This window comes from Emticicia sp. BO119 (assembly GCF_013912375.1).
GTDB lineage: Bacteria > Bacteroidota > Bacteroidia > Cytophagales > Spirosomataceae > Emticicia.
This window is the reverse complement of the sequence record NZ_JACETV010000001.1, coordinates 328,408-343,405: the sequence shown is the minus strand read 5'-3', so window position 1 is coordinate 343,405 and position 14,998 is coordinate 328,408. Positions and strand designations below refer to the sequence as shown.

Sequence of the window (14,998 nt, the reverse complement as noted above, 5' to 3'; positions counted from 1 at the left end):
TTTAGATTATTTTTTGAACTGAAACTTTAATTTGATTATCCTGATGCGTCGGGCCCTGGCTTCTGCTTCTACCTTAGCCAATTCATTTTCATCGGCCTGATTCTGTTTTTTATGTTCAACCGGCTTTATCTCATCACCCAGATTTTCTTTGATAGCAAACTCATGCTGAATCAATTCAAATTGTTTTTGAGATAATTCAGCATTTACTTTTAGTTTCTTTGCTAATATTTCACACAACGCCGGCAAATTTTCTGTTGCACAATCTCCCATCATTTGATTAGACACTTTTCTGAAATCATGCTTCACAATATATTCTAATACATGGGGGTCAAGATAAATATGCCCTCCAGATTGACGAGAAGCTGGTACAATGAAACGGTAGTTCATGGCACTACTGTTGAACATGATTACCAGGTTATGAGAACACTCCAATTTATCTCTTGTAGTAAGACGTTCGATAACGCCTACACATTTGCTCAGAGGAACAATGATTTTCTGTTCTCCTTCCTGAGAATAGCCCGTACCTTTCGGTTTATATGCTTCAGACAACAACGCTCCTTTTCGTACTTTGCCATCAGAAGTCGTGAATTGCACCAGTTTTGCTTTAGGAAAGGCGTCTTGTCCATAAAACTGTAACAGATTACCGGTAGCAATGTATCGGATATTTCTATCCTTACTACTTTCAGTAATGGCTGTTTTCCATTCGGTAAGTGTCTGTTCCAATGATGGAGAAAAATAAGGACTTGCGCCTCTGATAGCATAAGCAGTCTTTTGGTTCTTGGCTCCTAAATCAATAGTGATTTGTTTTTTAGAACTTGCCAAGACTATTATGATTGACAAATTAGAGGGAGCAAACTGATTCTTTTTGTTTGAACCAATTTTAAAGCCTATGACCACTCCCAATGTCTTTAAAGCTGTAATATTTTCAGCATCATTCGGCAGAAATATCTTACGACCAGGTGTAAAATATTGAAAGGAGTCCTTCAGGTATTCAAATTCGCTATCATATTTACTTTTGAGTAAGACAAACTTTTGCTCTTTGGCCTCATTTAATTCTGCTTCCCGAGTAACTTTATAAGCTTGTTTGTCAGCACTTGAATTAAGCTTTAAGTAGCCTTTCTCATTTACTATTTCCTTAATCAATTTGGAATACTTCTTTTCTTCCTCTTTAATCAATTCCTCCAGGCGTTTAGCGATTACGTCACTGGCTTTCTCTGTCAATTCTAGGCTATATTTTTGAGGAGTAATGCCATTTAATGTAGCTGCTACTTTCTTTTCTACTTCAGCCGCAGAAAATGGTTTTTTCAATACATTCACTTCCATTTTTTCCAGATAGGTATGATCGGAAAAAGGAGATTTTCCACCGGTAGCATTAACGACCAATATAGATTTATCCACTAATGTTGCTTGCAAGTCCATCGTTTCTACTTCCAAATCATACTCATCCTGCTCAATTAATTGCTCTATATAGTTATGATACCTTCGAATGATTTCATCATAGAATTCCTCCTGGTCTTTGGTAGGCAATACAGCCACACGACCAGAAACCCGATGGGCAGCATCTTCCGGAACTGCTCTTTCCTTACCACTATCCTTGTCTGATTTTAACAAGCCAAGCGGATCACCAATTTCCCGATTAAAGTCAGGGTTTTCTTTCAGGTAATCAAGTACGACTACGTCGCCATACTTATTCAGGAAATCATCACTTTTTAGAATTGCTTCGCTGTTTTTTTGATTGGAAGTAGTATTGGCATCAAGTGACTTGAGTTTCTTCTGAAGCATCATCATCAATCGCTTTTCAGCCGGCACTGCACAGGTCACATAATCATAGATAGGCTTAATCAATTGTCCGGTTCGGTTAATTCTACCTCTTTTTTGTACTTCTGTATTAATGTCCAGTTCAGCCTGAAGTACGATCATCACCCGTTGTTTTACCTGACTGGCAGGTACTTTTTTAGTGGCAATTGCATGAGCCGAAGCACCGGTACTACCTGACTGGTTAATCATCAGCACGTCGACCTCATTGTCATTGAACCTTCTGAAAGCGTCATTGGTATTTTCCCTTTTGCGAGTTACAATGGTTCCGATAAAAGATTTAAGCTCAGCTTTACCTAAACCTTCTGTTCTTTTCCCCATTATTGCTTTAAGCGTTTTGGGTCTCCAATGAAAGTCTAATTCAATTGAACCATGTCGGGTTGTGGTGGTAGTGAGTTCTTTCACACTCATATAGCCCAGTTCTCCGGCGCTTACATTATCGTTCAGAATAGCAAACCCAAACATTTGGTCTTTGCCATCCCATTCAGTAATATACCAGTCGGAACCACCATAGAAATAATGCAGATAAACCATTGCTTCTGCACCTAAGCTTTCCTGTTTTCCGAGTTTGGGAAGCATTTTTACTTGCTTTTCTAAGTCCGAAAGAATACCGCTGAATTCCTCAGATTGTACCACAATTTTTTGTTGAACAACCGGCATAACAGGTTTTACTGAAGCCGGAACTTTAACCGTATTTCCCTTACCACCCGAATTGACCTTACTTAGTTTAGCTAGTTCCTCTTTTGAAATACTCCTTTCCTCTAGCCTCAATTCATATTTACGTCCTGTTACCTCAGCTACACTAAATCCTGCTTCCTGAATCTTCTGCTTAATTAAATCAATCGGACTAATCACAATACCGGTGCTGGCTCGGTTGATTTTTTGTAGAATGTACTTATAGCGCAATTGTGCTTCATGAGAAAAGTCAGACAGATCAAACATCTTATGCTCGGCATTACCCTTAGCATCATAGACTGTATAGCGAAGAACGCCGTCCAAACCTTTAATTAGCACAGTGGCAAAATCGGCACTTACTCTGTCCCCATCACCTACCGGTAGCCCGTTTTCATTCTCCAGACTTTCCAGGAAACTGCCCATCGTATTGGAAAAAGCGATAACCGTTTTTTTGCCTTGCTTTAAGCACATGATGGCTCTTTCAGCGACTGCCTCAGCTTTTACAGCAAATAACATCTGGTTAATAGCCTGAAACACTTTAGAAAAGTAGGGAGAGTTATCTACCCCTGCTTTCGATGTGCCCATACGCTCTTTTACCTCTCCTTGCTCTGCCGCAATAATCTTATTGAGGTGTTTGATTTCCGGTTGAATATATTCTTCCTGAAAACCAATGATGTCCCGCATGATTTCCGTGATTGCATCTGCGGTAGCCTTTTGTTTGGCAGCATGTTCCTCAGTCGTGAGATAGTTTACTTCGATTCCTTCATAGCTTCTTTCTCTACGAATCATTTGCCCTTGTCCTACTAACTGTGAAGCAAGTACTTCCTGTAAAGCAACGCCTCCTTTCCTGATTGCCTCTGCTAAACCTTCGTTGTCCAAGTTGGTTTCGCTCATAGCCGTTTTCATGGCATAAATCGGCATATTGTCCGGACGCTTAGCAAAAGTCGCTGACAGAAAAATAACACCTTTTGTTCTGGCTACAATCTCCTGCAGGTTCTTACCGGTATTACTTTCACCGGCAGCATTATGCGCTTCATCCATCACCAATACGTTATCTTTGGCTAATGCTCTGACGAAATTTACTTTGGGATTAACGCCTATCATCTCTCCTTTACTATCTGTTGACCCCACGCTGATTTGTGAATAAGTCAACATTACAAAATCGTAATTGCGAGGCAAAGCAGCTGATTTAATAATCTTATCCTGCTCTGCTTTTTCCGGAGCTTCATAGATTACCTGACCATCTTCATTTTTTATTTGGGTCTTACTTTCTCGGCTATTGACAATGAAGGGTCGCAAATGACCGCTGCCAATGGCTTTTAAATCTCTATATAAGTCTGAAAATAGATTGGGTTTTTCGGTAATGAAAATGGGTTTGTTTCCCTGCTCTGCTCCGTAACGTATCATCGCTGCTGCAATACGTCCTTTACCGATGCCGGTCTGGTCGCCTATGATAATTCCCTGACCTTTCACCTCAATATTATATACTGCCAATGCTACTGCATCTATCTGCTCGGCTGACAAAGCATCCAACAAAGCTTTTTCAGTTGAATAAGCTAATTTTTTCTGTACATAGGTATCGACATTACCAACGGCTGCCTTTAATCTTTTCAGAGATTGATGGATTTCATAGGACATACTATCAGGTGTATCTACCTGTAAGGATTTTCCCTTACTGGATGGTCGATACATATCCCCTAATCCTTTGCTATTGGTACGGGTAGTAGCTTTTACTCTTTTAGTGGTGTGTTTTTGGCGGATTTGTTTCATAGGAATACTTTAATTTTAAAATTCTGATTCTATGGGCACGTGCTTCTGATTCAGCCAGGCTTTCCTTATGTGACAAATCAAAAGCACGGACATTCAACATGATTCTTTCATACAATTCGTCAAATGAGCCGACTACCTCTGCCTGAGCAAAATTCCTGAGTGGTGCTACACCTTCCGGCTTTTCTTTTCGCCCATTGATGAGGATTAAGCGGATATTGAAAGAGGTTCCCATGCGAGAGTATAAATCCCCATCAATGAGGATAATATCGTCAACCTGATAATGACTGTAGAGATAATTAATGAATAGGCGATTTTTTCCCTTTTGAATTCTTCCCAGTTCATCCCAGGAGGTGTGGCCACCGATAATAATAGCAGCTTTCCCATCGCTTTTCATCAACTCTAAGGCACGAATCGCCATCAAATGGTCTAAATCTTTGATTTCATAGCCATCAAATGTTACCCAGTCTTTTTTATCTAAAGCAGCAAAAGGTGGATTGGTAATAACGGCATCAAACCTGGTAGTAACGCCTTTTCTGAAGTTGGTCGATGAAGAATCTAATCGGGTTACCTGAGCATAGCCTTGTTTCTCCAGATTATTCGCACGTAAGTCGTCAATTTCGTTCACATAGAATTGTTTTGGTTTACCCGCTACTGTAAGCAGTCCATTGCCGGCACTCGGTTCCAGGTACTTTTCATCTGGATGGTTTAGATGAATACCACAGTAAACGCCCATTAGGTAAGCTATGGGTGATGGGGTACTGTATTGCTGCAAAAGTACTGAGGTTGAGGTACGAAGCGATAGGTTTACCTGAGACTGGTATAACTCCACCAATTTCTCATAAATGCCCCGAACTGACTTGTTGGGATGATGAGCAATGGAGCGGACAACCTTAACAATCGCTAGTTCTGTCAGTTCCTTGACTTCTCTGGGGTCTTCAATGTTGTATTGATATTGGGCAATTTTCTCAATAGCCGTCTTATTGAGTTTGACTTTGGCTGCTATTTTTTCCTGCATTTTGGCCACAAAAAAATCCCTTACACCCTGATGGCCATGCGTAGCGTACATTTGTTGAGCGGTTCGCATTTTGAGTGCTTCTTTGCCTAGTTTCTTCTCATATGCTAGCTTGGAGGCATTGATGCTTTTACCAATTGACTTAAACGCTTTGTAACCACTTAAGCCTTTGGTAGTTTCTACTACGAAATCCAGTTTCCTGTTGTAGCTTTCCTGGTAATTAAAGAGAGAGCTAACAGGATCAATAACTATACCTTGCACTAAGACGTAAATGTGTTGCCAACCATTGCCATAATCGACAATTCTCAAGGTAGAAGAATAGCCTAATTCTAGTAAAGTGGAAGCGATAATAATGGCGTAATCTTCACAATCTATTCCATTTTTGCGGTCAGACCAGGATTGGTAGGGAGAGCGGATTAACTCCTTTCCTTTAGGGTCAACATGATAGGCAAATTCTTTCCGGCAATAGGAATAAAGGTTTCTACAAGTTTCTTTGAGGGATTTACCTTTGACAGAAGGTATAATAAATGCAGCTTCTCCCGACCATTTCGGAATAAGTTGTGTTGCTATCGTTTTCGCCGTTTGAGGCGTATTTCTGATAGGGATTAATATAAATGAGCCTTTCGGCTTTGTTGTGTTCTTCATTTTGAGTGTTCGCTAAAACACCCAAAAATTTCGTCGTGATAAAGTTAGTAAATGGGTTACTAATGTAAAAATAAAAGAGAAAAATATTTAGGTTTATGCCGGATAATAAATTAATTTGAGTATGAGATTAATACTTTGTTACTTGTAAAATCTACCCCAAACTTATTCATTAAAATGCAAAAACCTTCTGCTGAAAAAAAATATATCAATGTTGCTGCAAATACATTATTAAATGCGATTAAAGGTCCTGGTGTACATCGTCAAGACTATTTAAATAAAGGATATTTATATAATGAAAACATGGAAACCCCACCTTTTTGGACTTTTAAAGGTCTAAATGCAGATGCGATAAGTATTGTAGGGCCTCATAATTTTGATTGTCAAAAATTAAAATTTATTGACTGCAAAATAGACCAAATTAGTTTTTCTAATATAAACGAAGACGGTTTGAACATTTTTGAAGTAAAGAGTTCAATAATTGGAGATATTATATTTAACAATTCTACTATTGGAGACATTACAATAAATGATTATTCAAAGATTGGGAATATACACATCAGTAACCATTCGAATGCAGGGAATATAACAATAAATGAAAACACTTCTACTAAAGATATTATAATTGAAAATGCGTCAATACTCAATCTTAACGTATCAAAAAAATCAACCATCCAAAATTTAACAATCTCCGGCAAAGCCAAAGGTAACGTGGTATGTATCAACAACTCATGGGCTGAGGATTTTATCATATACGAGTCAGAGTTTAAAAATTTTACTATTGAAAATAACTCAATAGTAAGAAATTTTCAAATAATAAATAACCCAACCATGACACATGTAAAACAAAGTAAATCTATGGTACGGGAATTTATTATTTTTAATTCAACCATAAAAAGTTTCAGCTTTGAGAGGAAATCTATAACTGGCAATATTGATATTCGTAGTTCAATAATTGACAACATAATAATAAAAGCTAGATCAATAATAGACGATTTTATTATCAGCCATTCAAAAATAAAGGAAATCAATATATTTTATCACCCTAAAACTAATAATTTTCATATAAGCGAAAACTCCTCAATAGGAAAAATAACAATAGAGGATTATAGCCAATGCGGATACTTTAATTTTAATGATTCAGCAGTTCAGGAGTTTATTGTAAAAAATGAATGCATTATTAGTGATATTTCAATAATCAAATCTAATCATGATAAAAAGCAAGGATGTGGAGAATTCATAGTTGATAATTCAACTATAAATGATATAAACTTTTTTGAAATGGAGTGTGATGAGGTTAAAATAAATAAATGTATTGTTGGTGAAATCAAAATAGAGAAATCTACCATTAAAAGACAACTTTATATTTCATCTAGTTCAAAGATTTATAAACTCTGGTTACAAGGTAAGGATAATAGAAGGGTTGTTTTACAAAAAAGTTACTTTCAAAATTTAGAGTGGAAGCAGGATACTTTTTGCATGATGAATATAGAAGAATGTGAGATTGAGTCCTTATTATTTGAAAGATGTGCTATTCCAAAGGATTCAGTTTTTCAAATAAGTAATACAGAAATTAACAGAATTATATTTTCTCTATTTACAAACACTTCGTGGCTCAATTTTATTCATTTGAAACCATTAAAAAGCTATCAAAGGTTTATAGATGAAACAGATGAGTTAATAGATACCAATGAAAGGCATAATTTTGAAAGCTCTGATCGAAGTACAAAATTCTTATTGGTTAATTCAGATTTAGGTAAAACATCATTTATAAATTGTAAATTGGACCAATTCTCAAATTTTGTTTTCGATGGCAGCAAAATGCTAGAAGTGTTTGTTGGTGGCACACATTTGCCAGTAAATATTAATATACATCTAAGTGGTAATGAGAGCGATTATAACGAGAGAAAAAGACTTGCTTATTCTCAATTTAAAAAAATATATGATAATAGAGGTGACAATATTAGAGCAAGTGAATTTTTAGCCTTAGAACTTGAAACATATAGAACACAATTAATAAATGGACGTAAAAACTGGAGCGAACGCTTTAATCTTTGGTTGAATAAGATTTCAAGCAATTACGGTAATGACTGGATGAGAGCTGTGCTTGTGACGATTGTAGTCACTTTATGCTGTTTTTGGATTTATTGCAGATCCCTGGGTTATAATATAGGCGATAATTATGAAAAAGCATTTGAACTATTCTCTTATTCACCTGAATTTTTAAATCCTCTCAGAAAAGCTGATTTCCTTAAAGACTCTAAAATAAAACCAACCCTCAGTGGTTGGAAAGGATTTGCTCGCTTTTGGGATTATTTAAGTAGAATTTTCATTGCCTATTTTGTTTATCAGACTATTCAGGCTTTTAGACGGTTTGGAAAAACGAAGTAAGAAATTTCGAATATTTGATAAAAATCGGCTAGAAAAAGTAGTAAACAATTTGTGTAATTTCGTTTTATCTAAGAATTATATACATTATAAATACCCTACTATTAACTCTCCACAAAACGTGTAGAAAGCTAATTTCTTGCAAAAATTTAATATTTACGTATAGCAGTGCGTATTATTTTTATTCTATACATTTGGATTAAGTCCTTTCTTCCTGCCTTACTTTTTTTAATCTTTTGCTGAGCTGTTGAATTAAAATACTATCGATTCTTTAGAAGAACCCCATTTTGTTAATTTTACTTATAAATCCTATGGTTCCGTTTAATCAAAGCCGGAAGAAATGTCTTATTGCCCATTTCTTTCGCATCAAATCCCCCACGCCAAATACTGGTCTATATTTGAGCTAAAATTTATTGCATAAAAATCAACTAAACTTAAAATTCCACATGTACCTTAATTCACACAGTTACTATAGCCTCGGCTATGGCACATTAAGCATTTCCGATTTGGTCACTAAGACCAGAGAATCAGGCTTCAAAAGTCTGGCTCTTACAGATATTAATAATGTTTCAGGCATTTTCGATTTTGTAAAAGAATGTAAGCAGGAAAATATAAAACCGATGGTTGGCGTAGATATAAGAAACACCGATGAAATGCTATATTTTGCATTAGCAAAGAATCAAGACGGATTGTTTGAAATCAATCAGTTTCTTAGTGTGCATCTACTTACCAAGAAACCATTCCCGCACCGAATGAAGTTCAAATATTGCTTTACCATTTACTCCTATACCTTTCTTGAAAACAATTATATATTGGATGAGAATGAATATATAGGTGTAAGGCACTGGGAGTTAATCAAACTATACAAATACCAGAAAAATAATGGATTTGAAAAACTATTAGCTTATCATTCTATTACCTTTTCAGATAAAATTACCTTTAATCTACATCGGTTACTCAGGGCGATTGGCAAAAATTTATTACTAAGTAAATTACCTAAAAGTGCTGAAGCGCATAGCGAAGAATTATTTTACGAAAGAGATAAACTTCTTAATAAGTTTCAACACTGTCAATCTGCACTGAAGAATACTGCTTTTGTCATAAATAACTGTAATTACGATTTTGATTATAAAATCAATAAAAATAAGAGACTCTACACCAATAAAAAAGAAGATGATATACAGCTAGTCAGGAAGTTAGCCCTCGACGGCGCCAACAAACGATATTTACCTATATCGGATGGTATTCGTGAGCGGATAGAAAAAGAATTAAAAGTGATTGATGACATGAATTTTTCATCTTACTTCCTGATTACCTGGGATATTATCAAGTATGCAAACAATCAAGGCTATTTCCACGTAGGTAGAGGTTCTGGGGCTAACTCGATTGTCGCCTACTGCATGGGAATTACTGACGTTGATCCCGTGGAATTAGACCTTTTCTTTGAAAGATTTATTAACGAACACAGGACCTCACCACCGGATTTTGACATTGATTTCAGTTGGGATGAGAGAAACGAAATAATTGAGTACGTATTTAATAGATATGGAAAGGAATATGTTTGTCTTCTCGCCACTTATAACACCTATCAAAAGAACTCTGCAGTAAGAGAACTAGGCAAAGTTTTTGGCCTACCAAAATCAGAAATAGACGAACTATTAAAATACCCAGAAAAAGTTTTTTCTAATGAATATGTAAGATACATCAAGCAATACGCTCCACTCATGCAGGATATGCCACACAATCTATCTATTCATGCCGGAGGAATACTTATTTCTGATAAGCCTTTATTTCATTATACAGCTCTACAACCAGTACCGAAAGGCTTTCCGATTTGTCAATGGGACATGTATGTTGCGGAGGAGATAGGATTCGCCAAGTTCGATATATTATCCCAACGTGGATTAGGTCACATCAAAACAGCTGTAGATTATATTAGGGAAAATCAACAAATCAATGTAGACATTAGAAGAATTAACGATTTCAAGAAAGACCCCAAAATTAATGCACAGCTAAGTACCGGGGAAACAATGGGATGTTTCTATGTGGAATCACCGGCCATGCAACAACTCATTTGGAAGTTAGGATGTGATAACTATTTAACTTTGGTAGCAGCGAGTTCTATCATTCGTCCAGGTGTTTCCAGTAGCGGCATGATGAAAGCTTACATTGAAAGACACCATAACCCTAACCTGATTAAACACTTACATCCCAAAATGGGTGAAGTATTATCCGAAACGTATGGAGTAATGATCTATCAGGAAGATGTACTGAAAGTAGCCCATGAATTTGCGGGCCTCGAATTATCAGAGGCAGATATATTGCGCAGAGCCATGTCCGGTAAGCATCGTTCACGGGCAGAATTCGAGAGAGTTACCCAAAAGTGGTTTGCTAATTGCAAAGCAATAGGCTATTCGGATGAAGTGGCTAAGGAAGTCTGGAGACAGGTAGAATCTTTTGCCTCTTACAGCTTTTCCAAAGCACATTCAGCCTCTTATGCTGTTGAAAGCTACCAAAGCCTTTATCTGAAAACCTATTATCCATTGGAATTCATTACCGCTGTTATCAATAATTTTGGCGGCTTTTATCGGTCTGAATTTTATATCTATGAAGCAAAAAGAAGTGGTGGAGTCATTGAATTACCTGATATTAATGAAAGTGAGATTTTTGTAAAATTAAAAGGTAAAACGCTATGGTTAGGGTGGGTGTTCCTGAAAGGTTTAGAAGTCAAGACTATTGAAAAATTATTGAATGAAAGAAATAATGGTGGTAGTTTTACTTCCCTATCGAACTTTGTGCATCGTGTAGATATAAGCGTAGAACAATTAACTATTCTAATTCGGATAGGTGCATTCAGGAGTTTTGGATATTCAAAAAAACAGCTATTATGGGATGCTTTGTTTCTAGCTAATAGACCAGTCAAACCCTCAAGCAAAAAACATTCATTGTTTGACTACCCTGAGGTAGATTTTAAACTACCAGAACTGATAGATTACAGATTGGAGGAAATATACGACCAGATTGAGTTTATGGAATTTTCGATTGAACCTCCGTTTTCCTATTGCACTGATACGATAGATAGTAAAATTTCAGCACTGGATTTACCAAAATATAAAGGAAAACTTATAGAATTATTTGGCTATCTTGTTACCTACAAACCCTTACGAGATAAGAATGGGAACCGGATGTGTTTCGGGTATTTTTATGACCCTACAGGTCATTTTTTTGACACAGTTCATTTTTCAAAAAGCTATGATAAATACCCTTTCAGAGGAAATGGGGTTTACCAGCTTAGAGGAGTTGTAATAGAAGAATTCGGTTTCTTTTCACTAAATGTAAATGAAATGGAAAAACTTGCTATTCAACCTGACCCCCGAATGGAAAATAAACCTACTGTTTATGAAGAATCTTTTTTAATTTCAGATTAATATCTATTACACTTATGGCACTACATGATAATATACAATATCATCCAACAAATCAGCATGCGAATACAATTGTAGGTAATTATATTGACCGCATTGAAGAAGATATTCTTTACATTGTAAAAGGCGCTGATTTTAAAGAAATATCTATTACTGGAAATGTAGTTGTAGAGAATAATGCTATTTTTGTTAAGCACCTAACAAGAATAAGCCCAGTCGAAGTTGATGAAGAAATTGCGGACTATTTAATCAAAAGTCAATATATATCTGCGTTGTTAAAGGGGATAAATTTAGAGTAAAGTAAGATTTGATTTACACATATGATTCTACTAACTTTGAAAAGTAGGCAAACCCTATATAAAATTATTTTTAACTATAGATAATAAGGTCAAAAGGCTATCGCATGATAGCCCTTTTTGTTTAGATCATGTATGTCAAATATGGCGTTATGATCAACACCATTCTAACACCTATTTATTCTATAATTACCTTCAAAGTCTTTAGATTATCTTTGAATTTAATATGCACCAAATAAACTCCAGAAGAATTACTACCAAGATTAATTGTTACAGGCGAGCCATCTGAAATTACATGCTTAGAGTAAATTTTCTTACTAGGTACATTGGACCTTTAATATTGAAGGTATTATAAAGAGAAGATGATTTTTGAAAATTGGTAAGATTTTGGCTAAATTCAGTCACAACAATATCAATTAAAAATGTAGAATTACCAACTATACTTATAAAAGTAACATCATTAGGCAATGGAATTTTATTTAATCCTAAAATTCTTTCTCCAATTATACCATTACAATTAACATCAATATTTTGATAATTAGTTAGCAAATTAGGTGACATAGTAGAAGCATTTTCAAGGCCCCCAAAAAGATAAACTCCATTAGTACCAGTATAATATTGAGTTCTTAAATCCCTTACAGCTTCAGAGTAAAATAGTCCTAATAAATTCAAATCACCTCCTCCGTGCGATGTTCCAGCTGTCACGACATTAGCAACACAATGTCTTCCATATTTGTTTATCCAATTTGCGCTATTTAATAATTACTCTCTGATGGCTAACCCTCCCATACTATTGCCAACCAAAATAACATTGTTAGCTTACGTAGCTTCTAAGATTTTCTTATCGCTAATCCTAATGCAAAACCCTGTTTTACAATGGCCGACTGATTTCCATTACTACAATTACCTACATCAAAATTTATCACAAAAACATCGTTATTACCATCTATAGGATTGCTAAATTCCTGAACATCACCATAAATTCCACCGTTCCCAGCATTCCGGTTTAACATACTTTTAGAATTATCATTATCTGCATTTAAACAAAAACCAAGACAGTTTACACTCCCAGACGCACCGCTAAAATATCTGTTATTATCAATTTTAACATTCAGACCAAATTCTGTAAAAATCTTAAATTATTAATCCAAGCTCCATCATTTATATTCAAACCATAAAAACACAATTGGGAAGGAAATTTTTCTTTGCGCAAAAACTGAGACTGGTATAAAAAAAAGGGATTTTCTTCATAATTATTATAATCGTTCTCAAATAAATAGCATGATTTAGTCCGAAAAATAATTTTTATTATTGCAAAAGATAATCTTACTATATTTAAAAAATGTATTGTAACTACCATAAAAAACATTATAACTATCAATTTTCATTTAAGAAGTCTTTTCCAATCATTTATTTCAGTTGCTTTAATTATTGTACTAACCCTGTTTGTAGTATTAATTATTTATTTAATATCCCGGCTCCGTAACTCTATCAAGAAACAAACAATTAAAAATAAAAATGAGATTTTTATAATAGTTTCAACTCCTATTCTAATTTTCATTTTCAATTTTATTCCAAGTAGAATCATAGATAAATCTTTTTATGAATTTGGAATGTTTATACCAGGATTGGAAATTTCAGAAATAATTAATTCATTAATTTGGCTTACTACGATTAGTTATTTTGTTTATTTAACTATTAGACTTTATGACAAATTTACTCCTAATTTAAGCCCTCAAAATAGAATTGAAGCTGGTATTTTAGCAAATAGCATCCTTAAGGACATATTGAAAAATTCAAAATTCAATACAATTTTCAATACCTCTCTACCTAAAGGTGAAAAAGATGAACAATTAGGTATTGATTATATTCCTTTTATGATAGGGAAATTAGAAGATAATAAAGTAGAATTCAAAAGAAAGGCTAATCAGTTTTTTTATACCTCATTTAGCGTAGGTTTTCATTTTATTTGTTCTATTTTTCTATTTGCTTACTTGTTAATAAAAAATCATGAATACAGTTTTGCTGCATCACTCGAAAAAATCAGGAATGAGAATCAAGAAATAATAGTCTTGCTATCAAATGACAATCAATTAGACAAGGAAATACAAATTAAGAAAAATTTAGAAGAAATTAGAACAACAATGGAGGTTTTTGATTCTACTTCAACTGATGTACGTGCTATAAACAATGCGATAACAAATTTCTATAAAGACAAAAATTTAATTACCTTAAAAGAAGTAATTCAAGAATATTCCACCAATCAAATATTTAGTGATAGGATCAATAATGAAATAACTAAATTAAATACGCTGCTAAATGAAGAAATTACTTTTAAACAACAACTATACAAGTCTGCATTGAATATAAATAATTTAATAAAAATTGCAGAAATAGAGACGCAAAAGCCTCAGTATCAAACAAATGAAATAATAAAAAGGGTGTCAATCGGATTAATAATTGGAACTTTCCTATTTTCTATTTTACGTTTTTTAATCAAACAATATAACTCAAATATTGAGCATCAAATAAGATGTGAGAATGAAGATTTGGTTATTAGAAAGCTCTATATTGCTTTAAAAATAAGTAGTCCAGATAACGAACAAAGAAAGATTATTATAGAGAAGTTTGCTGAGAAAACAAATCGTGAGGCAAAAGATGGTGATTCCCTTAATTCAGAAGAGGTTGGTATATTAAAAGAAACCATAGCGGCTATTTTAAAAAAGTTATAATAAAAAAAATTAAAGAATAGAGTTCATATCGAATAAGGTTTTAGTAGTTAGATTTTAAATTTACTCTACCCGATGATTTTCAGGAGGCGTTGATTATAATCTAATTGTATATTCATCCACCGAGTAAACTTGCTTAAAAGTTGATTGAATAAGGCTTTGTTTTTAAATTCATAGGCTATAAACTCTTATTCGATATAAATTCTAATAAATAAGATAAAGTTAAAGAATTGATTTTTCGAATAT

At 34.5% G+C, this 14,998-nt stretch carries 8 protein-coding genes; 4 read left to right on the top strand and 4 right to left on the bottom strand.

The genetic code is table 11. The features are described 5' to 3' along the window. Nucleotides 1-6 precede the first annotated feature (6 nt). Both H1R81_RS01510 and H1R81_RS01505 read right to left on the bottom strand, forming a co-directional pair. The gene (locus H1R81_RS01510; protein ID WP_181838907.1) at nt 7-4,260 is read right to left on the bottom strand and encodes a strawberry notch-like NTP hydrolase domain-containing protein; all 4,254 of its coding nucleotides are present in this window, start codon (nt 4,258-4,260) and stop codon (nt 7-9) included. Continuing rightward, complete coding sequence (locus H1R81_RS01505) at nt 4,229-5,917, bottom strand: hypothetical protein (protein ID WP_181838906.1); 1,689 nt, start codon at nt 5,915-5,917, stop codon at nt 4,229-4,231. The genes H1R81_RS01510 and H1R81_RS01505 overlap by 32 nt, the downstream gene beginning before the upstream one ends. A gap of 174 nt (nt 5,918-6,091) precedes the next feature. Here H1R81_RS01505 and H1R81_RS01500 point away from each other — a divergent pair, with 174 nt between their 5' ends. The 3 genes from H1R81_RS01500 to H1R81_RS01490 all read left to right on the top strand — a co-directional run bounded on the left by H1R81_RS01500 (nt 6,092) and on the right by H1R81_RS01490 (nt 12,026). After that, nucleotides 6,092-8,305, top strand: coding sequence for a hypothetical protein (locus H1R81_RS01500; protein WP_181838905.1), 2,214 nt, complete (start codon nt 6,092-6,094; stop codon nt 8,303-8,305). A gap of 443 nt (nt 8,306-8,748) precedes the next feature. Then, nucleotides 8,749-11,730, top strand: a complete 2,982-nt coding sequence (locus H1R81_RS01495; RefSeq protein ID WP_181838904.1) for a DNA polymerase III subunit alpha — start codon at nt 8,749-8,751, stop codon at nt 11,728-11,730. A 14-nt stretch (nt 11,731-11,744) separates the two neighbouring features. Beyond that, nucleotides 11,745-12,026, top strand: a complete 282-nt coding sequence (locus H1R81_RS01490; RefSeq protein ID WP_181838903.1) for a hypothetical protein — start codon at nt 11,745-11,747, stop codon at nt 12,024-12,026. Nucleotides 12,027-12,314: 288 nt separating this feature from the next. Here H1R81_RS01490 and H1R81_RS01485 read toward each other — a convergent pair whose 3' ends face one another. Next, nucleotides 12,315-12,728, bottom strand: coding sequence for a hypothetical protein (locus H1R81_RS01485; RefSeq protein WP_181838902.1), 414 nt, complete (start codon nt 12,726-12,728; stop codon nt 12,315-12,317). A 125-nt stretch (nt 12,729-12,853) separates the two neighbouring features. Beyond that, a complete protein-coding gene (locus tag H1R81_RS01480) occupies nt 12,854-13,036 on the bottom strand; it encodes a hypothetical protein (protein ID WP_181838901.1) in 183 nt (60 codons plus the stop codon). Nucleotides 13,037-13,636: 600 nt separating this feature from the next. Here H1R81_RS01480 and H1R81_RS01475 point away from each other — a divergent pair. Further along, nucleotides 13,637-14,755: a hypothetical protein gene (locus H1R81_RS01475; protein ID WP_220275150.1), complete on the top strand. Its 1,119-nt coding sequence runs from the start codon at nt 13,637-13,639 to the stop codon at nt 14,753-14,755. Nucleotides 14,756-14,998 lie beyond the last annotated feature (243 nt).

What these genes read in the sequence shown, in the direction of transcription:
- H1R81_RS01510 (WP_181838907.1), bottom strand. Translation starts at nt 4,260, where the DNA reads ATGAAACAAATCCGCCAAAAACACACCACTAAAAGAGTAAAAGCTACT.
- H1R81_RS01505 (WP_181838906.1), bottom strand. Translation starts at nt 5,917, where the DNA reads ATGAAGAACACAACAAAGCCGAAAGGCTCATTTATATTAATCCCTATC.
- H1R81_RS01500 (WP_181838905.1), top strand. Translation starts at nt 6,092, where the DNA reads ATGCAAAAACCTTCTGCTGAAAAAAAATATATCAATGTTGCTGCAAAT.
- H1R81_RS01495 (WP_181838904.1), top strand. Translation starts at nt 8,749, where the DNA reads ATGTACCTTAATTCACACAGTTACTATAGCCTCGGCTATGGCACATTA.
- H1R81_RS01490 (WP_181838903.1), top strand. Translation starts at nt 11,745, where the DNA reads ATGGCACTACATGATAATATACAATATCATCCAACAAATCAGCATGCG.
- H1R81_RS01480 (WP_181838901.1), bottom strand. Translation starts at nt 13,036, where the DNA reads ATGTTAAACCGGAATGCTGGGAACGGTGGAATTTATGGTGATGTTCAG.
- H1R81_RS01475 (WP_220275150.1), top strand. Translation starts at nt 13,637, where the DNA reads ATGTTTATACCAGGATTGGAAATTTCAGAAATAATTAATTCATTAATT.